The following is a 24,492-nucleotide window of genomic DNA, read 5'->3' on the forward strand; positions in this document are numbered from 1 at the left end:
TCAGGTGTTCTGCGCCTCCCAGGTGAGACCGAAGGTCGCGGTCCCGCCCTGGGCGGAGTCGGGGATGGTCGTGCTGACGGTGTACGTGAACTGGAAGGTCCGGGTCTCCGAGGCGCTGCCGGTGGGTGACGAGGTGCCGAGCCCGCTGCCGTAGGTCGTGGCCGAGCCCGTGAACCCGGCGAGCGTCCCGGAGTAGACCGACGACCCGGAGGAGAGCGCGGTGAAGCCCGAGCAGGTGCTGTAGGTGCCGCCCGTGCCCTGCGTGACCGTCCAGCCGAGATAGGTCGCCAGGCTCTTCGTGCCGGCGACGTCCGTCGCGTAGAGCTTGACCGAGGACGCCAGCGAGCCGGTCGAGGTGACGGCGACGCACCGCGAGCCGGACGCCCCCGGCTTCAGGCCGGTCGCGCTGAACAGGGCGGAGCCGCTGTCGTCGTCCCCGAGCACGACGGTTCCCGCGGCCAGGCTGTTGCTCGGGATGCTCGTCCTCGCGCTGAACGCGGAGTACGAGGCCTGGCCCACCACCCCGAGGGCCAGGAGCGCCGACACCGGCCAGACCAGCCAGCGGCTGCGGCGTACGGCTCGGCGCGACGGGGGCTTCACGGGGGACTCCAGGACCTCTGCTGCGGACGGGAGGCCGCCCCCGCGGCCATCCCGAGGATAACCGAGCGGCCGTGGGTGGTCGGGGACCGACGGGTCGACCTGTGCGGCCGCGGCCGGGCCGCGGCACACTCGGGTGATGTCCCGTCCCGCCGACCTCGACCGTCGACACCTCCTGCTCGGGGTGGCCGGGCTCGCCGTCGGCGGCCTCGCCGGGTGCGGCAGCGGGTCGCCGGCCCCGGCCGTGCCGCCGGCCCCCGGCAGCGTCGCGCCGTCGTCCCCGAGCGTGACGCCGACGGCCTCCGCGAGCCCCAGCCCGAGCGCGACCCCCAGCCCGACGCCCACGGCGAAGGCCACGCCGACCGGACCGCCCGACCCCGACGTCGCGGGGACGGTGGCCGAGGACCTGGACGTGCCGTGGGGGATGGCGTTCTTCGCCAACGGCGACGCGCTCGTCTCCGAGCGCGACCGCGCCCGGTTGCTCCGCATCACGCCGAAGGGAAAGGTGACGCGGCTCGGCGAGGTCGCGGGCGTGGCGCCGGCCACCGGGATCGGCGAGGGCGGGCTGCTCGGGATCGCCCTCGCGCCCGGCGACGAGGACACCGTCTTCGCCTACCTCACGTCGGCCTCGGACAACCGGCTGGTCCGGCTGAGCATCCGGGGCGGGAGGGTGGGCCGGCCCAAGGCCCTCCTCACCGGCATCCCGACGAGCGTCCACCACCACGGCGGCCGGCTGCTCTTCGCCCCGGACGGCACCCTCTTCGTCAGCGTGGGCGACGCCGAGGACTCCGCGCTGGCCCAGCAGAAGGGGTCGCTCGCCGGCAAGATCCTGCGGCTGCGGCCCGACGGGCGGGCCGCGTCGGGCAACCCGTACGGCAACCGGACGTGGAGCTACGGCCATCGCAACGTCGAGGGCCTGGCCTTCGACGCGTCGGGGCGGCTGTGGGCGACCGAGTTCGGCGACAAGCGCGCGGACGAGCTCAACCGGATCGTCAAGGGCCGCAACTACGGCTGGCCGCGCGTCGAGGGCCGGAGCTCGAACGACGCGTACGCGAGCCCGGCCGCCACCTGGTCGCCCACCAGCAGCTGCTCACCCGCCGGGCTCGCCATCACGCGCTCGACCGCGTTCGTCGGCGCGCTGCAGGGTCAGTGCCTGTTCTCGGTGGCGCTGGACGGCACGGACGCGGCGAAGCCGAAGGCGCACTTCGCCCGCGACCACGGCCGCATCCGGAACGTCGCCGTCGCGCGGGACGGGTCGCTCTGGATGACCACGAGCAACACCGACGGACGGCGTACGCCCGGTCGGGACGACGACAAGATCCTGCGGGTGAAGTTGTAGGTCAGCCCGCGACGACGACCGCGCCGAGGAGGAGGCGTCGGGCCAGGTCCTCGCCGAGGTCGGACACCCGCGTACGGCCCTCGTCGAGCAGGGTCTTGACCGGCGCCACGTCGGACTCCTCGAGCGCCAGCTCGCCCGCCCGGCTGCGCAGCACGCTGCGTCCACCCGTCTGGTCGAGCGACGCGGCGAGGTGCTCGCGCAGGCGGAGGCTCGTCGACGGCTCGAGCGCGGCCGCGGTGTCGAGCTGGCGCAGCGGGCCCACCGGGGCCGGGCGGCGGGAGTCGCGCTCGGACCGGGCCAGGGCCGCCACCACCGTGTCGAGGTCAGCGGTCCGCACGGCCTCGAGCAGGGCGGCCCGGACGCGTTCGACGTCGGGGGCGAGCGTGTCCGGCCGGGTGGGGTCGGTGCCGAGGGCGAGCGACGCGCGCAGGTCGGCGTCGCCGGCCAGCGAGCGGAGGGCCTGGGCCGTGAGCTGCTCGGCGAGGCTCAGCCGGGTCCAGGTGTGGACGCCGAGGGTGAGGTGCGTGCTGACGCCCCCGAGCGCGGTGGCCGCGTGGAGGAAGCCGCGCGGCAGGTAGAGGCAGTCGCCGGGCTCGAGGACGGCCTCGATGAGCGGCGGTTCGGCGGCGGCGCGCTGCACGGCGGCGCGGCGGTCGGTCCACGGCTGGTCGCGCAGCGGCGACTCCCAGACCGGGGCGTGGATGCGCCAGCGCTTGGCGCCGGAGACCTGGAGCACGAAGACGTCGTGCACGTCGTAGTGGTCGTCGAAGCCCTGGTTCTGCGGCGGGGTGACGTACGCGTTGGCCTGGACCGGGTGCCCCAGCTCCTCGGCCAGCGCCCCGACGAAGTCGATGATCGGCGGCCAGACGCGGTGCAGGCCCTGGAGGACGAGGGTCGCGCCGCCGCCGAACAGGGCGACGAGCTTGCTGTCACTCACCTGGTCGGCGATGCCGGCCCCGACGCCGCCGGGGGCGGTGAAGGCGCGGTCGCCGAGGGTCTGGCCGCTCTTGGCCACCCGGAGGAACGGTGCGCGCAGCCCGCGCTCGGAGACGAGCTCGTCGACGCTGCGCTCGTCCAGCAGGTCGGTGAACGGCCGCGGCAGGTCGCCCGCGCGGCTCAGCAGCGCCTGGCGGCCCCAGTGCTGCCCGGCGAACGTGGCCGGGTCGGTCGCGACCAGCCGGTCGAGGGCCGGGGTGGCGTCGTCGGGCAGGGGCACGGGGTCCTCACGTGGGGTGCGGTGGTGCTGAGGGGCTGGGTGGATCGGGGGTGAACGACAGACGGTGCCCGGCCAGGAGGCCGGGCACCGTCCGCACAGATGTGGCTAGGCGCTGCCGTCGGCTCCGCCGTCGCTCACGCCCGGGGTGCCGTCGGCGCCACCGTCGGCGGGACCCTCGGCCCCGCCGTCGGCTCCACCGTCCTGGACGCCCGGGGTGCCCTCGGCGCCACCGTCAGCGGGACCCTCGGCCCCGCCGTCAGCTCCGCCGTCCTGGTGGCCCGGGATGCCCTCGGCTCCGCCGTCGGCCGGTCCTTCGAGGCTGCTGTCGCTCATAAGCCCTCCGTCTGCTCGTGTGCGGTCCCGTCAGAGCTGACGGACCGCGGTGACGCGCCTGATCGGCGCCCTGGGCACATGCAACCACCCCGGTCCACGCGGTGGTGGGGAGGGGTGGTTTCCCACCCGCTCGCGCCACCCGGTTCTGTCGGAGGCCCCGGTTAGCATCGCGAGCATGCGGGGCGACGAGGTGTTCGAGGAGGCGGAGGCGGCGCTCTCCGGGCTCCTCGCGGCCCCCGAGGCGCCCTCCGCGGTGACCTCCGGCGCGGCCGGCGGGGGCGTGGCCGCCGCGCTCGGCGACGCCGCGATCAACGCCCTGGTCGGACCGGAGGCGTTCGCCCGGGCGATGGTCGCCGTCCGGTCCGGGCACGTGAGCCACGTGGAGGTCGACGACGCGGCCCGTACGGTGTCGGGCCGGGTCCGAGGCCACCACCGCGACGACTACGAGGTCACCGTGTTCCTGGCGTCGTCCCCGTCCGGGTCCACCACCGTCCACCGCAGCCGGTGCAGCTGCCCGGTCGCCATGGACTGCAAGCACGCGGCCGCCGTCCTGGTCGTCGCCCGCCACCAGCAGGGTCCCGGCCCGCGGGTCGAGCGGGCCGAGTGGGAGCGGGTGCTCGGGCCGCTGGTGGCCGCAGCTCCGCCCGTCGCGTCGGTGGAGGTGGCACCCCTCGGGCTCGAGCTCGGCGTCGAGCGCATCCCGGCCCACCGCGGCTACGCGGGCCGGCTCGACCTGCGCGCACGTCCGGTGCGGCGTGGCCGGGGCGGAGGGTGGGTCCGCTCGGGCATCTCCTGGGAGGACCTCGACTTCGTCGCCCGCTCGTACGTGCCCGCCCACCGTGAGCTGCTGCTCCAGTTCAGGGCCGCCGCCGGGGCCGGCGCTCGCAACGCCCTGCCGCGCAACCCGTGGCTCTCCCTGCAGACGGTCAGCAGCGCCTTCTGGTCGCTGCTCGACCAGGTCGGTGCGGCCGGGCTCGAGGTCGTGGTGGAGGACCCGCTGCGCACGCTCGAGGTGCTGGCGAGCGCCGAGGTCTCGATCGACGTCCGCCGCGTGGAGCAGGTCGGCCTGCTGGTGGGGCCGCGGGTCCGGGTGGGCGAGGACCGCGTCGAGCTGACGTCGGTCGGGGTGCTGGGCGAGCCGGCGCACGGCGTCTACACGGTGGGGGCCGACCAGCAGCTCACCGTCGCGCGCCTCGACCGCCTGCTGCCCCGCGAGCTGCGCTCGATGGTCGTCGGCGCAAGGCCGCTGCTGGTGCCCCGGACCGACGAGGAGCGCTTCCTCGACGAGTACGTCCCCGGGCTGCGGCGCCACGCCCCGGTCGGCTCGCGCGACGGCAGCGTGGCGCTGCCGCTCGACGTCCCGCCGCGCCTCGCCCTGACCGTGACCCCGCGCGACGAGCACCGGGTCCGGCTCGACTGGTGCTTCCGCTACGTCGCCCCCGGGTCGCCCGGCCCGGGCACCAGCTACGACCTCGACGACCCGGGGGCCGGTCGGCTGCGCGACGCCGCCGCCGAGCGGGCGCTGCTCGTCGACCTCCCGCTGCCGTACGCGACGACGCCCGTCCTGCAGGAGCCGGGCAGCTCACCCGCGACCCCGGCGGCGCACGCGCTGCTGGACGGGCTCGACGCCGCGCTCTTCGTCGAGCGCGTCCTGCCCGGCCTCGAGGCCGCGGGGGTCCTGGTGGAGCTGGTGGGGGACCTGCCGGGCTACCGCGAGTCCGTCGCCGAGCCGGCGATCGCGGTGAGCGCGACCGAGCGTGCCGACACCGCCGACTGGTTCGACCTGCACGTCGAGGTGTCCGTCGAGGGCGAGCGGGTGCCCTTCGACCAGCTCTTCGTGGCGCTCAGCCAGGGCGAGGAGCACCTGGTGCTCGAGAGCGGGGTGTGGTTCAGCCTCCAGCGACCCGGCCTCGACCGGCTCCGCGACCTCATCGAGGAGTCCCGCTCGCTGGCCGACCGCGACTCCGGCGAGCTCACGATCAACCGCTTCCAGGTGTCGCTGTGGGAGGACCTCGTCGACCTCGGCGTCGTCGCCTCGCAGGCGGCGCGGTGGAGCCGCGCCGTCCGCGGTCTGGCGGACGGCGGGCCGACCGGAGCGCCGGAGCTGCCGCCGACGCTGCTGGCCGACCTGCGGCCGTACCAGCGCGAGGGCTACGCCTGGCTGCACACCCTCTGGTCGAACGGGCTCGGCGGGATCCTCGCCGACGACATGGGGCTGGGCAAGACCGTCCAGACGCTCGCGCTGGTGGCCCAGGCCCGGCTCGAGCAGCCCGCGGCGCCGCCGTTCCTCGTCGTCGCGCCGACCAGCGTCGTGCCGGGCTGGGTCGGCGAGGCAGCCCGGTTCGTCCCGTCGCTGCGGGTGGTGACCCTCGACTCGCGGGCGCGGCGCCGCGGCTCGCTGGCCGAGCTCGCCGCCGGCGCCGACGTGGTGGTGACGTCGTACGCGCTCCTGCGGCTCGACGCCGACGAGATCGCCGCGCTGGCGTGGTCGGGGCTCGTGCTGGACGAGGCCCAGTTCGTCAAGAACCACCGGGCGAAGACGTACCAGGCGGCGCGACGGGTCGACGCCCCGTTCGCCCTCGCCATCACCGGGACGCCGCTCGAGAACAGCCTGATGGACCTCTGGTCGCTGCTGTCGGTCACCGCGCCGGGGCTGTTCCCGTCGCCGCAACGGTTCTCGCAGTTCTACCGCCGCGCGATCGAGCGGGACCACGACACCGACAAGCTGCGGCAGCTGCAGCGTCGGGTCCGGCCGTTCCTGCTGCGGCGTACGAAGCAGGCGGTGGCCGCCGACCTGCCGCCCAAGCAGGAGCAGGTCGTCGAGGTCGAGCTCGCACCGCGGCACATGCGCGTCTACCAGACCCACCTGCAGCGCGAGCGCCAGAAGGTGCTCGGTCTGCTGGACGACCTCGACCGCAACCGGTTCACCGTGCTGCGGTCGCTGACCCTGCTGCGCCGCCTCTGCCTGGACCCGGCGCTGGTCGACGAGGCGCACGCCGACATCCCGGCGGCCAAGGTCGAGATGCTCCTCGACGACCTGACCGAGCTGGTCGCCGAGGGCCACCGTGCGCTGGTCTTCAGCCAGTTCACGAGCTTCCTGGGCCGGATCCGGGAGCGGCTCGAGCAGGCGGGGATCGAGCACGCCTACCTCGACGGCTCGACGACCCACCGCGAGCAGGTCGTGGAACGGTTCCGGACCGGCGCGGCGCCGGTCTTCCTGATCAGCCTCAAGGCGGGCGGGTTCGGGCTCAACCTCACCGAGGCCGACTACTGCTTCGTGCTCGACCCCTGGTGGAACCCGGCGACCGAGGCGCAGGCCGTCGACCGGGCGCACCGGATCGGGCAGACGCGCAAGGTGATGGTCTACCGGATGGTGGCCAAGGACACCATCGAGGAGAAGGTGATGGCGCTCAAGGCCCGCAAGGCGGAGCTGTTCGGCTCGGTCTTCGACGCCGACGCTCTCGGCGGGGCCGAGCTGGGCGCCGACGACATCCGGGAGCTCCTCGCCGCCTGAGCGGTGGCCTCCCGACCCCGTGGGGACCCCTTCCGCACCCGGCAATTCAGCCGGGTGGGGAATGAACGCGGTTCCGCAGGTACTTGAGCAAACCCTGAGGAACCCTTAGCCGGAGCCGTTCCCAGAGCAGAGACAGCACGACGAGGATCGGTCGCATCCGGGGACGAGAGCCCCCGGAGAGGACAGCATCTCGTCGGTCGACGCGGGAGCCCGGGGCCACGGCACCGGGACGACGCAGGACCCGCGAGGGCCAGGTCGTCGCCTCGGGGGAGGGACCGACCGTGTCTGGGCCGGAGTCCCGCCGTCAGGCGGTCACCGGCTTGTGGGGGGAGCACGGCTGACGGACGAGGAGGTCCTTCAGGTCTCATCGGGGAACGACCGGCACGGGGGTGGACGGTGACGTACGACGCCGTCCGAGGGTCGGAAGTGCACACGCAGGAAGCGTCGCGGGGGGATGCGACGTGAAGGGGGATGCAGGGGCGTTCGGGGGAACGCAGGGGCCGCGGCCGACCGGATCGACGAGGGGAAGAACCGGTGGTGGCGGACGAGTGCGGTGGGGAGATGCCGGGCTCGCGTCGCAGACGTCCTGCGAACCTCCGGACGGAGCCGGTCGTGGACCGGTCTCGGAGGGTCGCCCACCGCTCGCGCCGGCTCACGCCGGCTCACCAGGAGGCCCGATGGCCGAGCACGACGCCATGATGGCGCGCTTCGTCCACGACTACCTCGAGCTGCTCGACCACCGGGTCGCGTCGATCCGGAGCCACCTCGAGCAGCGGAACTTCATGACCGCGCACGTCGCGCTGCTGAGCCTGGAGTCGACCAGCGTCATGGTCGGGGCGACCGTCCTGGCGCAGGCGGCCGGGCGGCTCCGCGAAGCCGTCGAGCAGGGCGACCGCGACACGGTGCCGTCGCTGCTCGCCGACGTCACCGTCGAGGCGGAACGGACGCGGAACGATCTCGTCGGGGTGCCCGAGCCGGCACCCGCGTCGTCGGACTGAGCGCGGCGGGACGGGCTCAGCGGCGGGAGTCGGCGAGGCGGTAGCCGACGCCGCGCACCGTCTCGATGTAGCGCGGCGAGGCGACGGGGTCGTTGAGCTTGCGCCGCAGGTTGGCCATGTGGACCTCCACCGCCCGCCGGTCGGAGTCGCTGACGTAGCCGCTGCTGGCGTAGTCGCCCCGCAGCTCCAGAGCCAGCGTGTCCTTGGAGATGACCCGACGGTTGCCCGACATGATCGCCAGCAGCAGGTCGAACTCGCTGCGCGTGAGCTCCAACGGAGCCCCGTCGAGGTCGACGAGCCACATGTCCGAGTTGATCCGCAGGCCGTTGTGGCTCAGCCAGCCCCCGGTCTCGTCCTCCTCGGGCTGGGGCGGCGGTGCCGCGGTCGTCGGCGCCGTGGCGGCCACCGGCGCCGGCGCGGTGCCCGAGGCGGCCGCGGCCTGCACGGGGGTCACGTAGCGCCGGAGCATGGCCTCGATCCGGGCGCGCAGCTCCCGCGGCCGGAAGGGCTTGGTCAGGTAGTCGTCGGCCCCAGCGTCCAGGCCCATCAAGGTGTCGATCTCCTCGTCGCGGGCCGACAGCATGATGATGTACGTCGAGCTGAAGGCCCGGATCTGGCGCGCGACCTCGAAGCCGTCGATGCCGGGCAGGCTGATGTCGAGCGTGGTGAGGATCGGGTCGTACGTCCGGACGGCCTCGATGCCCTCGGCCCCGGACTCGCACGTGTGGCAGGTGAAACCGGCCTGGTCGAGGATGGCGGCGAGGAGGTTCCGGATGTCGGCGTCGTCCTCGATCACGACCGCGACGCGTTCCGGCTCGGCTGCCATGCTGGTCACCGTACCGACACCGTTGCCGTTCGCGGTGCACGGCGGGCAGATCCGAGCACCACGAAGTGGCCGAAAATCATGTCCGCCATCCCTCAGGCACCCGCCGAGGCCGGAACTGCTTCGACCGTCGAAGGATCTCGTTCGGGGCGGTCGGCCGCACGCGGCAGGGTGAAGTGCAGGGTCGCCCCGCGGTCGGCGTTGTTGGTGGCCCAGATGCGGCCCCCGGAACGCTCCACGAGGCTGCGGCTGATGGCGAGCCCCAGCCCGAAGCCGCCCTTCTCGCGCGCGTCGCTGGAGTCCACCTGCTCGAAGCGGTTGAAGATCCGCTCCAGCCGGTCGTCGGGGATCCCGCGGCCCTGGTCGGTGACGCAGAACTCGACGACGTCGTCGCCCGCCCAGGCGGTGATCTCGACGAGGCCGCCGGGGTAGGAGAACTTGAGGGCGTTCCCGAGCAGGTTGATCAGGGTCTGCGTCGCCCGGTCCGGGTCGGCGTGCACCGCGCCCGACACGGTCCCGACCCGCAGCTCGACCCCGGCCTCGACGGCCAGCACCTGCATCTGCTCGGCCGCGGCGCCGACGAGCACGCGGGCGTCCTGCCACGCGGGCTGGAGCACCAGGACGCCGGACTCGATGCGCTCGATGTCGAGGATGTCGTCCACCAGCCGGTTGAGCCGGTGCGCGCTGATCGAGGCGATCTCCAGCATCCGCGCGGCACCGGCGGGCAGCGGACCGAGCGCTCCGCCGGAGATGAGGCCCAGCGACCCCTGGATCGCGGTGAGCGGGGTGCGGAGCTCGTGGCTGACCATGGAGACGAACTCGGACTTCAGTCGCTCCACCTCCCGGCGCTGCGTCACGTCGCGGAAGATGACGACCGCCCCGACCACCGTGTCGTCCTCGGTCAGCGGGGTGGTGGTGACCTCGACGGGGAGCAGGCGGCCGTCGCGGCGGACGTAGCTGTCGTCCTCCGACGTGGCGACGAGACCCTCGCGCACGGCCTCGGCGATGTAGCACTGGTCCTTGGGCAGCAGCTCTCCGTCCGGTCCCCGCGCGTGGAACGTCGTGTGCGCGTCGCAGCCGGTCAGGTCCTCGGCGGCGTAGCCGAGCGCGTGCGCGGCCGCCGGGTTGACGAAGGTGATGAGCCCGTCGGGGTCCACGCCGTAGATGCCCTCGCCGACCGAGTCGACCATCAGGTCGGTCCGCGCCGTGATCTGGCGCAGGGACCGGGTGCGTTCCGCGACGCGCTCCTCGAGCCGGCGCCGCAGCCGGTCGTTGTCGATCCCGAGCAGGCTCTGCCGGGCGAGCACCGCGAGCACCACGAGCAGCAGCAGGACGACGGCCGGCAGGCTGACGCCCTCGCTGCTGAACTTGACGAGCGTGATGCCGAGCCCGACCAGGAAGAGCACGAACATGACCGCCGTGCTCAGCACCGGCGACTTCTCGGTGGTGACGACGTCCGGCTCGACGGGACCGTGCGCCGGCACCCAGATCGCCAGCACCAGCAGCAGGTAGCCCGAGAGCCAGCCGGCGTCGACGATCGACCCGTACGTGAACTGCCGCCCCGACGCCGCCACGAAGGCGAAGCCGAAGTCGGAGGCGGCGAAGCAGAAGAAGCTCAGGGCGAGGAGCCCCAGCATGAGGTGGTCGCGGCGCGAGCGCAGGTAGAGCAGCGTCGCGAGCGTGGCCAGCACCACGTCCGTCACCGGGACGACCAGCAGCGGCCAGCCCCCGGGGTTGTCGACGAGCAGGTCCGGGAAGAGCGTGACGTCGGCGACGAGCAGGATCGAGCCGCCGATCACGATCCCGTCGAGGATCATCCGCGTCACGTCGGTCGTCCGCCGGGCCCGGCTGGGGAAGTGGACCATCCCGGCGACGCCGACGGCCAGGGCGAGCGTCAGGACGACGTCGCCGGGCATCACCCGCCCGGGGGCGGTCGCGCGCGGCAGGACCAGCTGGAGCAGGTTCGACGTCGTGGCGAGCAGGCACGCGCCGGCGAAGAGGAGGTACGCCCGCTGCCGTCGACCCGTGCTGGCCAGGATCCGGCGGCGGAAGCCGAGGGCGGCGACGACCCCGCTCAGGGCCAGCGTCGTCAGGGTGACGGTCTGCCGGACGCGGTGCGGGAGGTCGCTGACGAGGACCACGGCGAGCACCGCGAGCACGAGGGCGACGGCCAGGCCCATGAGCCGGAGCCGACGGACCGCCCTGTCCTGGGGGTCGAGGTGGACCTCCATGCCCGTAAAAATACCACCCGGCACCCCGTCCGCGAGGTGCTCGCGGCGCTCTGCCGGTCGGGGGCGAGCCTGTCACCCAGGTCGGCGGCACCCTACGATGACCAGCGTGACGGGACCGGTCCGGCGGGTGCTCGTGGTCGACGACGACGAGCTGCTGCGCGAGGTCGCGAAGGCGTCGCTGGAGCTCGTGGCCGGCTGGTCGGTGAGCACCGCCGCGTCCGGGGTGGAGGCGCACGAGAAGGCCCGGGTCGAGCACCCCGACGCGATCATGCTCGACGTGATGATGCCCGGCCAGGACGGGCCGAGCACCTTCGCCGCCCTGCGGCGCGACGCGGCCACCCACGACATCCCCGTGATCTACCTGACGGCCAAGAACAACACGCTCGGCTGGACGGGCGAGGGGCTGGCCGGGGTGATCGCCAAGCCCTTCGACGCCATGCGGCTGTCGGCCCAGGTCAGCGCGCTGCTCGGCTGGCCGGACTGAGCGGGCCGACCCGGCGGCTCAGCCGTAGAGCGCGGTCGCCGGTGCGGTCGGGCGCCGCTGGACGTCACGCCGGTGCAGCAGCCACGCCGCGACCACACCACCCACGGCACCACCGAGGTGGGCCTGCCAGCTGACCCCGGCGGTGGTGGGCAGGACGCCCCAGAGCAGGCCTCCGTAGACGAAGAGGATCGCCAGCGCCAGCACCACCTGGCCCGGGCGGCGCGACCAGATGCCGCGGACGAGCAGGTAGGTCAGCCAGCCGAAGATCAGCCCGCTCGCGCCGAGCACGATCGTCCCGGCCGGGGTGAGCAGCCACGCGGTCAGCCCCGACGACACGACGCTGACCAGGGAGGCGGCGACCCAGCGCGCGACGCCGCCCAGCAGGACCAGGGCGCCGAAGGCGAAGAACGGCACCGAGTTGCTCGCCAGGTGGTCCCACCCGGCGTGCAGCAGCGGGGCGGTGAAGATCTCGGGCAGCCCGTCGAGCTCGCGGGCGTGGATCCCGTACGTGTCCAGCGCGTTGCCGCTGAGCTGGTCGAGGCCCTCGACCACCCAGAGGCCGGCGAGCAGCACGGCCATGGCCACGGCGGCGTGCAGGGGGCGGACCGGCTGGGTCGTCATGGGCTCCTCCGTCGGGTTGCTTCATCCAGGGTGCCCGGCCCCCGCAAGCCCGGCGTCGTGCGCGGTGCGGACGTGCCGGTCGTCCACAGGGCCACGACGTCGTGGCGGGTCGTCCACAGACGGGCCGCGGGAGGCGACCCGGACGGTGGCCCCGTCACCACAGTGCAGACGTGACCACCTCGTACTCACCCGCCGTCCCCCCGTCCGAGCCCGACGGACCCGTCCGGCTGAAGGCCCGGCGGCCCTCGGACCTGCTCGCGGCCGTCCCGTTCCTGCTCGGCTTCCACCCGCAGGAGTCGTTGGTCGCGCTGTTCCTCGAGTCGGGCCGCGTCCGGCTCACCGCGCGCTACGACCTCGGTGACCACCTCGACCTCGACGTCGCGGACCTCGTCGACCAGCACCGCCCGACCGGTCTGGTGCTCGTCGTCTACTGCGCCGACGCGGACCGGGGCCGCGCCGCCCTGCGGGACCAGGCCGAGCGGTTGACCGACGTCGACCTCGTCGACCTCCTCCTGGTGGACGGCGAGCGGTGGTGGTCGCTCGACCGCTCGACCGGCTGCTGCCCGTCCGAGGGCAACCCGTACGCGCCGGGGGACCACCCGCTGAGCGCCGAGGCGGTCTGGGCCGGACTGGTCGCCCGCCCCGACCGTGCCGCCGTCGTCGCGACCGTGGGCGGGCCGGACGAGGAGGAGTGGGCGGCGCTCGGGCGGCTGGCCCGTCCGATCCGCAGCCGGCTCGCCCGCGAGAGCCGGACCGCGCGGCAGGACGCGCTCGGGCGGGCGGTGGTGGCGGCGCTGCCGCACCTCGAGGCAGGGCCGGCGGCGGGCGCGGACGAGGAGGGACGGGCGGCTCGGGTCGCCCGGCTGGACGACGCGGCGTGCCTGGAGCTCGCGCTGCTCGTGCGCGACACCCTCGTCCGCGACGTCGCCTGCGCGCTGGTGACGCGGGAGGACGCGCCCCGCCACCTGGCCCTGTGGCAGCAGGTCGTCGCCCGCACGCCGCCCGACCTCGCGTCGGCGCCGCTCTGCCTGGTCGGGGTGGCGGCCTGGGCCGGCGGCAACGGGACGCTGCTGAACGCCTGCTGCGAGCGGCTGGCCGAGCTCGACCCCCGCTACCCGATGGGGCGGCTGCTGTCCGACGTCAGCCGTCGGGCGCTGCCGCCGGCCTGGTGGGACGCGATGGCCGACGGCCTGCGGCGCGACCTGGGGCTGGGGGGCTGAGTGCGGGTCGAGAGCCACTAGATTGCCCGCCATGACGCGCTTCGTGGTGTGCGGGGAGACCCTCATCGACCTGGTCGAGTCGTCGACCGACGTGCCGACCTCGTTCCGCTCGACCTGGGAGGCCCTCTCCGCGGGCGGGCCGATGAACTCGGCCGTCGCGCTGGGGACGTTGGGTGCGGAGGTGCAGTTCCTGGGGCGGCTGTCGGGCGACTCCTTCGGCCGTCAGCTGCGCGAGCACGTCGTCAAGGCCGACGTCGGTCTCGACCTCGCCACGGAGTCGACGCAGGCGACGTCCATCGCCGTCGTCAGCCTCGACGACGACGGCGTCGCGAGCTACGTCTTCCACTTCCACGACACCGCGAACTTCGGCTGGCGGCCCGAGGAGCTGCCCGCGCTCGACGCGGGCGACTGGCTGCACATCGCCTCCCTGTCGTGCGTCGTCAGCCCCGGCAACCAGGTCCTCCTCGACTGGATGCCCTCGGTGCGCAGCGGGGTGTCGTACGACATCAACGTGCGGCCGACGGTCATCACCGACCCGGGGGAGTACTGGGCGCGCGTCGAGCCCTGGCTGCGGGCGGTCGGCGAGCGCGACGGCATCCTCAAGGCCAGCGACGTGGACATCGCGTTCCTCGCCCAGGCGGCCGGCGGGTCCGACCCGGTCGAGATCGTCACCGGGTGGGTGGAGCGGTACGGCCTCGGGCTGGCCGTGGTGACGCTCGGCCCCGACGGCTCGGTCGCGGTCGAGCCGGGCGGGGCCGTCACCCGGGTGCCCGGCTTCCCCACCGAGGTGGTCGACACCGTGGGCGCGGGCGACACCTTCATGGCCGGGTTCCTCGAGGCGCGGGTGGAGCAGGAGCTCTCCCTGGAGGAGAGCCTGCGCCGCGGTGCCGCCGCCGCGTCCATCGTGTGCTCGCGGCAGGGCGCCCAGCCGCCGACGGCGGCCGAGGTCGACGCGCTGATCGCCCGCGCCACGCACGCCTGAGGTCTCCGGGACGTCTGGCTCCCGGGGCATCAGACCGCGGGGACGTCAGACCGCCGGGACGTCCTCGGCGCGCGCGGCGGCGACCAGGGCGGCGAGGGCCTCACGGTCCCGCTCGGGGTCGGGGTGCCGCCCGTCGGGCTCGGTGACGTAGAAGGTGTCGATCGCCTGACCGGCGAGCGTCGCCACGTGCGCCGACCGGATGGACAGGCCGACGCCGCTCAGCGCCGCGCCGAGCGCCCAGAGCAGGCCGGAGCGGTCGCCCGTGCGCACTTCGAGCACGCTCGCGGACTCGCTCGCCCCGCGGACCGCCTCGACGTGCACCTGCGCGGGCTCCGGCCGGGCGCGGGACTCGCGCCGGCGTACGGGTTCGAGGGCGCCGCGGTCGCCGGCGGCGAGGCGTTCGAGCTGCTGGGTGAGGAACGCGGCGTCGGGGACGTCGGCCAGGCGCTCGAGGTCGACCCGCCAGGTGTTGACCGCGACGCCGTCGACCGTGTGGAGCACCGCGGCGCGGACGGGGACCCCGGCCGACGCGAGGAGACCGGCGGTGTCGCTGAACAGCCCGAGCCGGTCCGGCGCCGCGATGAGGAGCTCGGCCCCGCCGGGACGCGGCTCTACCCGGACGCGAGGGCGGCCGTCGAGGGCGACCGAGCGGGCCAGGCCGACGTCGACGAGGCGGGAGAGGTCGACCGCGTGGTCGTCGGGCCCGCCGTCGACGAGCATCCCCTCGACCTGGTCGGCGAGCGAGCTGATCAGCGAGGCGCGCCAGGGCGACCACGCGGCCGGGCCCGCGGCCCTGGCGTCGGCCTCGGTCAGGAACCGCAGCAGCGTCAGCACCTCGCTGCGCCCGTCGACCGCGGCCACGAGCGCGTCCTGCGTCTTGGGGTCGGCGTGGTCGCGGCGGGTGGCGAGCTCGGCGAGCGTGAGGTGCTCGCGCACGAGGAGGGCGACGAGGTCGGCGTCCTCGCTCGAGAGCCCGATCCGGTCGACCGCCGCGCGGGCGATCGGGGCCCCCACGGCCGGGTGCTGCGCACCGGCCCCCGGCAGCTTGCCGATGTCGTGCAGCAGGGCGGCGAGCAGGAGCAGGTCCGGCCGCTCGACGCGGGTGAGGAAGCGGTGCGCCTCGACGACGGTCTGCACGGAGTGCCGGTCGACGGTGTGGCGGTGCAGCGGGTTGTGCTGGGGGCGCGCGCGGACCGGGGTCCACTCCGGCAGCCAGCAGGCGATGCAGCCGGCGAGGTCGAGCGCCTCCCACACGGGCAGCAGGTTCGGCCCGGAGGCGAGCATGGTCACGAAGGCGTCCCGGCCCGCCTCGGGCCAGGGGTCCGGCAGCGGGCTGACCCGGGCGCCCAGGTTCTCGGCGGTGACCGGGGAGATCGTGAGGCCCTCGCTCGCGGCGAGCGCCCCGACCCAGAGCCCGGCGAGCGGGTCGTCGGCCGTCTCGACGCGGGCCAGCCCCACCTCGGCGGCGCCCTGGCTGCCGGAGACGATCAGCCCGTGCGCGGCGGTGCGGTACTCCGGGCGGCGCTCCCGGCGCCCGAAGCTCAGGACCCGCCGCTGGGGGACCGACTGGCGGGCGGCGCGGACCGTCAGGTCGACAGCGTGGGCGATACGTCGGGCGCCGAGGCTGACTTCGCGCCGCAGGTCGTCGGGGTCGGTGAAGCCCATCAGCGTCGCGACCTCGTCCACCTCGGCGGCGAGCAGCCGGTCGACCGCGCGGCCGGCCGTGAGGTGCAGGGCGTCCCGCACGTCGAGGAGGCGCTCGTACGGGACCTCGACCGTCGCGTGCGGGCGGTCGGTGAGCCACGTCGCGGCCAGCGCGCGGAGCATCGTCATGTCGCGGAGACCGCCGCGGGCCTCCTTGAGGTCGGGCTCGAGCAGGTACGCGGCGTCCCCGGACTTGGCCAGCCGCTCGTCGAGGGAGTCGAGCAGCTCGGGCAGCCGGCGACGGGCGTTCGTGCGCCAGGCCGTCAGGAGCGCGGTGCGGGTGCTGCTGACCAGAGCGGCGTCACCGGCGACGACGCGGAGGTCGAGCAGCCCGACGCCGGCGCTGACCTCCTTGACCGCCACGGCCGTGCACTCGGTCGGCGTCCGGACGGAGTGGTCCATCTTGACCCGCGCGTCCCACAGCGGGTACCAGAGCCGTTCGCTCAGCCCGTCGACCCCACCCGGTCGGCGGCCGTCGTGCAGCAGCACGAGGTCGAGGTCGGAGCGGGGGCCGAGCTCGCGCCGGGCCAGGCTCCCGACGCAGGCCAGGGCGACCCCGGCGGGCGGTGCGTCGACCGAGTCCCACAGGTCGACGAGGGCCTCCTCCACGCACGCGGTCATCGAACGCCGACGATCCGGCCCTGCCTGGGGAGCCCAGGAGGACCGGATCGCGACGTCGAGCCGTGCGGTGGTGAGGCCGAGGGACAGGCGACCGGTGAGGTCGCCCGTCGTCGGCTCGGACGTCAGAGGGCTTCCGCCCCGCGCTCCCCGGTGCGGACCCGGACGACGTCGTCGACCGGGACCGACCAGACCTTGCCGTCGCCGATGCGACCGGTCCGGGCGCTCTTGACGAGGACGTCGATGATGTCCGACGCGTCGTCGTCGCCGACGAGGACCTCGAGGCGCACCTTCGGCACCAGGTCGACCGTGTACTCGGCCCCCCGGTAGACCTCGGTGTGGCCACGCTGGCGGCCGAAGCCGCTGGCCTCGCTGACGGTCATGCCCTCGACGCCGAACGACTCCAGGGCGCTCTTCACCTCGTCGAGCATGTGGGGCTTGATGATCGCGGTCACGAGCTTCACGCGTGGACCTCCTTCTCGGAATCGGTGCGGTGAGCAGCGGCGGCACCCAGTGCGCCGGTCGAGCGGAGCGTGCCGGCGAGGTTGCCGAGGTCGTACGCGGTCTCGGCGTGCTCGACGCTGTCGACGCCCTCGAGCTCGATGTCCTCGGCGACCCGGAAGCCGACGGTCTTCTCGAGCACGAGGCCGATGACCAGGGTGAGCACGAAGCTGAAGACCAGGACCGCGAGCGCGCCGACGACCTGGCGCCAGAGCTGGTCGACGCCGCCACCGTAGAACAGGCCGTTCACGCCGGCCGGGGCCGCCTCGGTGGCGAAGAAGCCGACGGCGATGGTGCCCCAGAGGCCACCGACGAGGTGCACGCCGACGACGTCGAGCGAGTCGTCGACGTTCAGCTTGTACTTCAGCCCGACGGCCAGGGCGCAGAGGGCACCGGCGATCGCGCCGACGAGGATCGCGCCGACGGGGCTCACCGAGGAGCAGGACGGGGTGATGGCGACCAGGCCCGCGACGACGCCGGACGCGGCGCCGAGCGAGGTGGCGTGGCCGTCACGGATGCGCTCGGTGATGAGCCAGGCCAGGGCGGCGGCGCCGGTGGCGACCATCGTGTTGACCCAGACGACCGAGGCGGAGTTACCGGCGGTCAGGGCGGAACCGGCGTTGAAGCCGAACCAGCCGAACCAGAGCAGACCGGCGCCGAGCATGACCAGGGTCAGGTTGTGCGGCCGCATCGGGTCGCGCTTCCAGCCGTGACGACGGCCGAGCACGATCGCCAGCGCGAGGCCCGCGACACCGGCGTTGATGTGGACCGCGGTGCCACCGGCGAAGTCGATGGCCTTGAGGTTGTTGGCGATCCAGCCACCCACGTGGGAGACCGTCCCGTCGTCCTCGGTGACCGTGAAGTCGAAGACCCAGTGCGCGACCGGGAAGTAGACGATCGTCGCCCAGACGACCGTGAAGATCATCCAGGTGCCCCACTTGGCGCGGTCGGCGATGGCGCCGGAGATCAGGGCGACGGTGATGATCGCGAACACGGCCTGGAAGCCGACGAAGGCCATCGTCGGCAGGCTCGCGCCGGTGTCCTCCATCAGGCCCCTGAGCCCGAAGTACTGGCCGGGGTTGCCGAGCAGCCCGAGGCCGACGTCGTCGCCGAAGGCCATGGAGTAGCCCCACAGCACCCACACGACCGAGATCGAGGCCAGGGCCCCGAAGCTCATCATCATCATGTTGAGCACCGTCTTGGCGCGGACCATGCCGCCGTAGAACAGGGCGAGCCCGGGCGTCATCAAGAGCACGAGGGCGGCGGAGGTGAGGATCCAGGCGGTGTCGCCCGAGTTCACGTCGAGTGGAGTCATGCTGCTTCTTCCTGGAGCTGGACTGGAGCTGGACGACACGAAGCTGTCCGGGGGACCTGCCCGCGCCACGGTCGAGGCGGCGCGCGAGGATAGCGATCCGAACTCTGCTGGACTCGTGTTGCACAGGACGTGCGGCCGGTTACGGCGGCATGACAGTTCTCACGCGTGCGTGACGCTGAGGTTTCGCGTGTGAGGATTTCTTTCCGAACAGGGAGATGCAGATGACGTGGCTGGTCACCGGCGGTGCGGGGTACATCGGGTCCCACGTGGTCCGCGCGTTCCGCGAGGCCGGTGAGGGCGTCGTCGTCCTCGACTCCCTCAGCAGCGGGCACGCGTCCTTCGTCCCGGCCGACGTCCCCTTCGTCCGCGGCACGCTGCTCGACGGCGACCTCGTCCGGCACACCCTGGCCGAGCACGACGTGAGCGGCGTCGTGCACCTGGCGGGCTTCAAGTACGCCGGGGTGTCGGTGAGCAAGCCGCTGCTGACCTACCAGCAGAACGTCACCGCCACCGCGACCCTGCTCGAGCAGATGGACGCGGCGGGCGTGCGCCGGATCGTCTTCTCCAGCTCCGCCGCGACGTACGGGACGCCCGACGTCGACCTCGTCACCGAGGCCACGCCGACGCACCCGGAGTCGCCGTACGGGGAGAGCAAGCTGATCGGGGAGTGGCTCATCGCCGACCAGGCGCGGGCGGCGGAGCTGGCGGGCACCGACCTGCGCCACACGTCGCTGCGCTACTTCAACGTGGTCGGCTCGGCGACCCCGGACCTCTACGACACCAGCCCGCACAACCTCTTCCCGCTGGTGCTCGGCATGCTGGCGCGCGGCGAGACGCCCCGGATCAACGGCGACGACTACGCGACCCCCGACGGCACCTGCGTCCGCGACTACGTCCACGTCGCCGACCTGGCCCACAGCCACGTCGTGGCGGCGCACGCCCTCGAGGCGGGCACCGCGCTCGAGGCCGTCTACAACCTCGGCAGCGGCGACGGCGTCTCGGTGCGCCAGATCATGGACGTCGCCGCCGAGGTCACGGGCGTCGACTTCACCCCCTCCGTCGCCCCCCGCCGGCCCGGCGACCCGGCCCGCATCGTGGCCTCGGGCGAGCTCGCCGCGCGCGACCTGGAGTGGGAGATGCGGCACTCGCTGCGCGACATGGTCGCGAGCGCCTGGGAGGCGCAGGAACGCCACTCGCGCTGAGCGCCACCGCTCCCGCCGGACCTCGGTCGCGCCCACTAGGCTCGCGGGGCGCGGCCACGAGGCCGCCGGTGCGAGGGAGAACGAGCGTGAGCGGCAACGTGGTCGAGGTCGGCGACATCCGGGAGTGGCAGGGCCTCAACGTGGTCGACGGGTCCGGGTCCAAGATCGGCTCGCTCGAGGGCGTCTACTTCGACACCTCGACCGACCAGCCCGCCTTCGCCAGCGTCAAGCGCGGCGTCCCGGCCAAGCTCGTCTTCGTCCCCCTGGTCGGGGCCACGGTGAGCCCCAAGCAGGTGCGCGTGACCGCCGACAAGAAGACGGCCAAGGACGCCCCGTCCATCGAGACCGACGGCGAGCTCAGCTCCGAGCAGGAGCCCGACCTGTACGCGCACTACGGCCTGGTCTACGAGCGCGGCGCGAGCGGCGAGCGTCGCCTCGGCCGCCGCTGACCTCCTCCGACCGGCCGACGGGCCGGGTGCTGCCGGTCCTCGACCTGCTGGCCAAGCTGGCGCTCGTCGTCCTGCTGGTCGTGGCGCTGGCGTACCCGGACCTGTCCAACCTCAAGGCCAAGGGCGCGGGCCTGCGCCTGGTCGTCTACCCGCTCGGGGCGCTCGCCGTCCCGATCTGGTGGTGGTTGCGGGGGCGGCGGCGCGCGGGCCGGACGTTCCCGTGGGCGGCGGACCTGCTGGTCACGCTGCCGTGGCTGTCGGACCTGCTCGGCAACCGGCTGAACCTCTTCGACACGGTGACGTGGTGGGACGACGTCAGCCACTTCGCCCACTGGCTGCTCCTGACCGCCGGAGTCCTCCTCGCGTGGCACCCGGACCGGCGGACCGGCGGCGGCGTGGTCGTCATGGTCGGGCTCGGCTTCGGCGCGACCGCCGCGGTCGTCTGGGAGCTGGGGGAGTACGCCGCGTTCCTGCGGACGCTGCCGACGTACGCCTTCGTCTACCCCGACACGCTCGGTGACCTGACCCTGGGCACGAGCGGTTCCCTGCTGGCCGGGCTGCTGGTCGCGACCTGGCGACGGCTGCGTACCTGGCCTGACGCTCCCTGAGCCGGTCGAAGGGCTCAGGGGCGTTCTCGACTAGAGTGGACGACGTGTCCGGGACGTTCCTGCTTACCTAGCCGCGCAGCACGCTGCGCGGCTGCCCCTGGTGCCTGCCGGCACGGGGGCTTTTTCATGCCCGGAGAAGTGAACGAGGAGACACCCATGACCGCCGTCGAGGCCGCCGCCGACCCGAGCTCCGACGAGGCTCCCGACCGCTACGACGCCGCCGCCGCGCAGCTGCGCTGGCAGGAGTACTGGGAGACCAACGGCACCTTCGTCCCGCGCGACGACGACTCGAGCGAGCGCGCGTACGTGCTCGACATGTTCCCGTACCCCTCCGGCGACCTGCACATGGGCCACGCCGAGGCGTTCGTCATGGGCGACATCGTCTCGCGCTACCTGCGGCTCAAGGGCCTCGACGTCCTGCACCCGATCGGCTGGGACTCCTTCGGCCTGCCCGCGGAGAACGCGGCGATCCAGCGCGGGACGCACCCGGCCGAGTGGACGTACGCCAACATCGACACCCAGGCCACCTCGTTCCGCCGCTACGGGCTGAGCCTGGACTGGTCGCGCCGGCTGCACACCTCCGACCCCGAGTACTACCGCTGGACGCAGTGGCTCTTCCTGCGCTTCCGCGAGCGGGGCCTGGCCTACCGCAAGGCGAGCTTCGTCAACTGGTGCCCCAAGGACCAGACGGTGCTGGCCAACGAGCAGGTCGTGCAGGGCACCTGCGAGCGCTGCGGCACGACGGTGACCAAGCGCCAGCTGACCCAGTGGTACTTCCGCGTCACCGAGTACGCGCAGCGCCTGCTGGACGACATGGGCGAGCTGGAGGGCGGCTGGCCCGACCGCGTGCTGGCCATGCAGCGCAACTGGATCGGCCGGTCCGAGGGCGCCTACGTCGACTTCGCGGTCACCCTGGGCGACGGCTCGCACCGCGCGGAGCCCGTCCGGGTCTTCACGACCAGGCCCGACACGCTGTACGGGGCCACGTTCTTCGTGATCGCCCCCGAGGCGCCGCTGGCCGCCGAGCTCGTCACCGACAAGCACCGCGCGGCCTTCGAGGCCTACCTCGAGCAGACCAAGCGGATCACCGAGATCGAGCGCCAGGCCACCGACCGGCCCAAGACCGGCGTGTTCCTGGGGGTGCACGCGACCAACCCGGTCGACGGCGCGCAGATCCCCGTCTACGCCGCCGACTACGTGCTGGCCGAGTACGGCACGGGTGCCGTCATGGGCGTCCCGGCGCACGACCAGCGCGACCTCGACTTCGCCCGCGCCCACGGCCTGCGCGTGCAGATGGTCGTCGACACGGGTCAGCCCGACCCGGCCGAGACCGGCGTCGCGACGTCGGGCGACGGCGCGTACGTGTCCTCGGGCCCGCTGGACGGGCTGACGGACAAGACGGCCGGCATCGCGCGCATCGTCGAGCAGCTGCAGGACGACGGCGTGGGCGAGACGGCGGTGACGTTCCGCCTGCGCGACTGGCTGCTGAGCCGGCAGCGCTACTGGGGCGCGCCGATCCCGATCATTCACTGCCCAGGCTGTGGCGAGGTCGCGGTCCCCGACGACCAGCTGCCCGTCGAGCTGCCGCACCTCTCGGGTGCCGCGCTGGCCCCGAAGGGCACCTCGCCGCTGGCCAGCGCCACGGACTGGGTGAACGTCGCCTGCCCGCAGTGCGGCGAGCCGGCCAAGCGGGACACCGACACGATGGACACGTTCGTCGACTCGTCGTGGTACTTCTTCCGCTACTGCAGCCCCGGCTACGAGGGCGGGCCGTTCGACCCCGACGACGTCCGCCGCTGGATGCCCGTCGCGCAGTACGTCGGCGGCGTGGAGCACGCGATCCTGCACCTGCTCTACATGCGCTTCTTCACCAAGGTGCTGTTCGACATGGGCCTGGTCGACTTCGTCGAGCCGATGCGGCGGCTGCTCAACCAGGGCCAGGTCATCAACCAGGGCCGGGCCATGAGCAAGTCGCTGGGCAACGGCGTCGACCTGGGCGCGCAGATCGACGCGTTCGGGGTGGACGCGGTCCGGCTGACCGTCGTCTTCGCCGGCCCGCCCGAGGAGGACATCGACTGGGCCGACGTGTCGCCGGCCGGGTCGCTGAAGTTCCTCCAGCGGGCGTACCGCTTCGCCACCGACGTCACGAGCGCGCCGGGGACCGACCCGGCGACCGGTGACCGGGCGCTGCGGCGCGAGACCCACCGGCTCCTGGCCGACGTGACGGCGGCGCTGGAGTCCCAGCGCTTCAACGTGGCGGTCGCGCGCGTGATGGAGATGGTCAACGCCGGCCGTCGCGCCGTCGACACGGGCGCCGGGCCGGCCGACCCCGCGGTCCGCGAGGCCGCCGAGGTGATCACGGTCGCGCTGAGCCTGGTGGCGCCGTACGTCGCCGAGGAGATGTGGGAGCGGCTCGGCCACGCGCCGTCGGTCGCCCACGCCCCCTGGCCCCAGGTCGACCCGTCGCTGCTGGTCGCCGAGACCGTGACCTGCGTGTTCCAGGTGCAGGGCAAGGTCCGCGGCCGCATCGAGGTGGCGCCCGACGTCACGGAGGACGAGCTGCGCGCGGCCGCGCTGGCCGACGAGGGGGTGCTGCGGGCGCTGGCCGGGCGTGAGGTCGCCAAGGTCATCGTCCGGGCGCCCAAGCTCGTCAGCATCGTCCCGGGGAAGTAGCGCCGCTCGTCCCGCTCGCCCGTCCGCCTGCCCGCCGTCCTGGAACCTCAGGGCGGCGGGCAGCGCTCGCTCTGGACCTGCGCAGGAACAGGGCCGACCCTGAGGGATTGAATCATCAACTGAATTTCTCCTCCAGCGTCGCCCGGACGAACTCTGACAACGTTGCCCTGGCGTGAGGACGACGCTGACGTCGCGTGATGGTTGAGCGATCAATCTTCTGGGGAGGGCCTGACCGGGCCCCCTGAACCCCAGGAGAACCCGATGAGCGTCACCCCCGCGCACCTCGCCGTCACCCGACCGAGCCGCCTGCAGCCCACCCTCCGCCTGACCTTCACCCTGCTGGCGCTCGCCCTGGTGGCCGTGCTCCTCGGCCAGGGTGCGCCGGCCCAGGCCGCCACGAACCCGGCGCCCTCGTCCACCGCGAACGTCGGCCCCCAGCTCGGCTGGACCGAGGACACGGTCTACGTGCAGAGCGACGCCACGAGCCGCTGGCCGGTGAAGACCGCGACGGAGCGGCTGAGCCAGGGCTCCCCGCTGCGGCTCGTCCTCGTCAAGACCTGCCCGGTGCGCACCTCGGCGTCCCAGCCGGCGGTGCAGTGCATCAGCGTGACGTCGGGCGACCTCGGCGGCGGCACGCTCGCCGGCACCACGAGGTGGACCTTCGCCAAGAGCACCAACAAGCTGACCACGGCCACCACGACGCTGAACGACCGCTGGGCCAAGCACGCCTCGTCCGCCGACCGGCTGAACATCGCCGAGCACGAGCTCGGGCACGCCGTCGGGCTGCCCCACGTGAAGCGCAAGGCCAGCATCATGGACGCGTACGCCCACGGGCGGACCAAGCCCGACGCCGGCGACCTCCGCGCCCTGAACGAGCGCTACTGATGAGCGGCCCGACGACGTTCGCCGACCGCGCACCGCTCCAGCTGGGGACGCGGTCCCCGATGGACCGGCGGGCGACCCGCCACGCGGTGACCTGCGACTACCTGATCGGGCGCGGCTTCCGCGCGTGCAGCTGCTCCGGGGCCCGGAAGGCCCGCTGACCACCGCGGCTCGGACGCGGC

21 protein-coding genes are annotated in these 24,492 nt (G+C 73.7%); 12 read left to right on the plus strand and 9 right to left on the minus strand.

Going from position 1 to position 24,492, the window contains the following annotated elements:
- Positions 1–600: a M73 family metallopeptidase gene (locus FHX39_RS04920; protein ID WP_183337052.1), complete on the minus strand. Its 600-nt coding sequence runs from the start codon at positions 598–600 to the stop codon at positions 1–3.
- Between the two features lie 136 nt (positions 601–736).
- Here FHX39_RS04920 and FHX39_RS04925 point away from each other — a divergent pair, with 136 nt between their 5' ends.
- Entirely contained in the window at positions 737–1,936 is a 1,200-nt protein-coding gene (locus tag FHX39_RS04925; RefSeq protein ID WP_183337053.1) for a PQQ-dependent sugar dehydrogenase, read from the plus strand.
- 1 nt (position 1,937) lies between these two features.
- On the opposite strand, the gene FHX39_RS04930 is transcribed toward FHX39_RS04925, so the two are convergent.
- Positions 1,938–3,152 (minus strand): cupin domain-containing protein, encoded by a 1,215-nt coding sequence (locus tag FHX39_RS04930; protein WP_183337054.1) that lies wholly within the window; start codon positions 3,150–3,152, stop codon positions 1,938–1,940.
- Between the two features lie 105 nt (positions 3,153–3,257).
- A complete protein-coding gene (locus FHX39_RS04935) occupies positions 3,258–3,485 on the minus strand; it encodes a BatC protein (protein ID WP_183337055.1) in 228 nt (75 codons plus the stop codon).
- A gap of 175 nt (positions 3,486–3,660) precedes the next feature.
- Here FHX39_RS04935 and FHX39_RS04940 point away from each other — a divergent pair, with 175 nt between their 5' ends.
- On the plus strand, positions 3,661–6,999 hold the full coding sequence (locus FHX39_RS04940; protein ID WP_183337056.1) for a DEAD/DEAH box helicase: 3,339 nt from the start codon (positions 3,661–3,663) through the stop codon (positions 6,997–6,999).
- 677 nt (positions 7,000–7,676) lie between these two features.
- The gene (locus FHX39_RS04945; protein ID WP_183337057.1) at positions 7,677–7,997 is read left to right on the plus strand and encodes a hypothetical protein; all 321 of its coding nucleotides are present in this window, start codon (positions 7,677–7,679) and stop codon (positions 7,995–7,997) included.
- Positions 7,998–8,013: 16 nt separating this feature from the next.
- On the opposite strand, the gene FHX39_RS04950 is transcribed toward FHX39_RS04945, so the two are convergent.
- Together FHX39_RS04950 and FHX39_RS04955 are read right to left on the minus strand one after the other, a co-directional pair.
- Positions 8,014–8,823 carry a response regulator transcription factor gene (locus FHX39_RS04950; protein ID WP_183337058.1) on the minus strand — a complete coding sequence of 270 codons (810 nt, stop codon included), beginning with the start codon at positions 8,821–8,823 and terminating at the stop codon, positions 8,014–8,016.
- Between the two features lie 92 nt (positions 8,824–8,915).
- A complete protein-coding gene (locus FHX39_RS04955; protein ID WP_183337059.1) occupies positions 8,916–11,051 on the minus strand; it encodes a PAS domain-containing sensor histidine kinase in 2,136 nt (711 codons plus the stop codon).
- A 106-nt stretch (positions 11,052–11,157) separates the two neighbouring features.
- On the opposite strand from FHX39_RS04955, the gene FHX39_RS04960 reads away from it, so the two are divergent.
- The gene (locus tag FHX39_RS04960; protein WP_332836670.1) at positions 11,158–11,535 is read left to right on the plus strand and encodes a response regulator; all 378 of its coding nucleotides are present in this window, start codon (positions 11,158–11,160) and stop codon (positions 11,533–11,535) included.
- 18 nt (positions 11,536–11,553) lie between these two features.
- Here FHX39_RS04960 and FHX39_RS04965 read toward each other — a convergent pair whose 3' ends face one another.
- Positions 11,554–12,114 carry a rhomboid family intramembrane serine protease gene (locus FHX39_RS04965; protein WP_183340933.1) on the minus strand — a complete coding sequence of 187 codons (561 nt, stop codon included), beginning with the start codon at positions 12,112–12,114 and terminating at the stop codon, positions 11,554–11,556.
- Positions 12,115–12,326: 212 nt separating this feature from the next.
- Here FHX39_RS04965 and FHX39_RS04970 point away from each other — a divergent pair, with 212 nt between their 5' ends.
- The gene (locus FHX39_RS04970; protein ID WP_183337061.1) at positions 12,327–13,376 is read left to right on the plus strand and encodes a DUF4192 domain-containing protein; all 1,050 of its coding nucleotides are present in this window, start codon (positions 12,327–12,329) and stop codon (positions 13,374–13,376) included.
- Between the two features lie 31 nt (positions 13,377–13,407).
- A complete protein-coding gene (locus FHX39_RS04975) occupies positions 13,408–14,358 on the plus strand; it encodes a carbohydrate kinase family protein (protein WP_183337062.1) in 951 nt (316 codons plus the stop codon).
- Between the two features lie 45 nt (positions 14,359–14,403).
- Here FHX39_RS04975 and FHX39_RS04980 read toward each other — a convergent pair whose 3' ends face one another.
- From FHX39_RS04980 to FHX39_RS04990, 3 genes are read right to left on the minus strand one after another with little or no spacing between them, the layout of a single operon-like run.
- Positions 14,404–16,872 (minus strand): [protein-PII] uridylyltransferase, encoded by a 2,469-nt coding sequence (locus tag FHX39_RS04980; RefSeq protein WP_332836932.1) that lies wholly within the window; start codon positions 16,870–16,872, stop codon positions 14,404–14,406.
- Positions 16,806–17,144, minus strand: a complete 339-nt coding sequence (locus FHX39_RS04985) for a P-II family nitrogen regulator (RefSeq protein ID WP_183337064.1) — start codon at positions 17,142–17,144, stop codon at positions 16,806–16,808. Before FHX39_RS04985 ends, FHX39_RS04980 begins: the two co-directional genes overlap by 67 nt.
- Complete coding sequence (locus FHX39_RS04990; RefSeq protein WP_198423261.1) at positions 17,141–18,496, minus strand: ammonium transporter; 1,356 nt, start codon at positions 18,494–18,496, stop codon at positions 17,141–17,143. The genes FHX39_RS04985 and FHX39_RS04990 overlap by 4 nt, the downstream gene beginning before the upstream one ends.
- A gap of 221 nt (positions 18,497–18,717) precedes the next feature.
- Here FHX39_RS04990 and galE point away from each other — a divergent pair, with 221 nt between their 5' ends.
- From galE to FHX39_RS05020, 6 genes are all read left to right on the plus strand, one after another.
- The gene (galE, locus tag FHX39_RS04995; protein ID WP_183337065.1) at positions 18,718–19,698 is read left to right on the plus strand and encodes a UDP-glucose 4-epimerase GalE; all 981 of its coding nucleotides are present in this window, start codon (positions 18,718–18,720) and stop codon (positions 19,696–19,698) included.
- Between the two features lie 86 nt (positions 19,699–19,784).
- The gene (locus FHX39_RS05000) at positions 19,785–20,147 is read left to right on the plus strand and encodes a PRC-barrel domain-containing protein (RefSeq protein ID WP_198423262.1); all 363 of its coding nucleotides are present in this window, start codon (positions 19,785–19,787) and stop codon (positions 20,145–20,147) included.
- Positions 20,148–20,173: 26 nt separating this feature from the next.
- Complete coding sequence (locus tag FHX39_RS05005; RefSeq protein ID WP_183337066.1) at positions 20,174–20,755, plus strand: hypothetical protein; 582 nt, start codon at positions 20,174–20,176, stop codon at positions 20,753–20,755.
- 156 nt (positions 20,756–20,911) lie between these two features.
- Positions 20,912–23,428: a leucine--tRNA ligase gene (gene leuS, locus FHX39_RS05010; protein ID WP_183337067.1), complete on the plus strand. Its 2,517-nt coding sequence runs from the start codon at positions 20,912–20,914 to the stop codon at positions 23,426–23,428.
- A 261-nt stretch (positions 23,429–23,689) separates the two neighbouring features.
- Entirely contained in the window at positions 23,690–24,313 is a 624-nt protein-coding gene (locus FHX39_RS05015) for a matrixin family metalloprotease (RefSeq protein WP_183337068.1), read from the plus strand.
- Entirely contained in the window at positions 24,313–24,471 is a 159-nt protein-coding gene (locus FHX39_RS05020) for a hypothetical protein (RefSeq protein WP_183337069.1), read from the plus strand. The genes FHX39_RS05015 and FHX39_RS05020 overlap by 1 nt, the downstream gene beginning before the upstream one ends.
- The last annotated feature ends 21 nt before the right edge of the window (positions 24,472–24,492 follow it).

Source organism: Microlunatus antarcticus, from assembly GCF_014193425.1.
Classification (GTDB): Bacteria; Actinomycetota; Actinomycetes; order Propionibacteriales; family Propionibacteriaceae; genus Microlunatus; species Microlunatus antarcticus.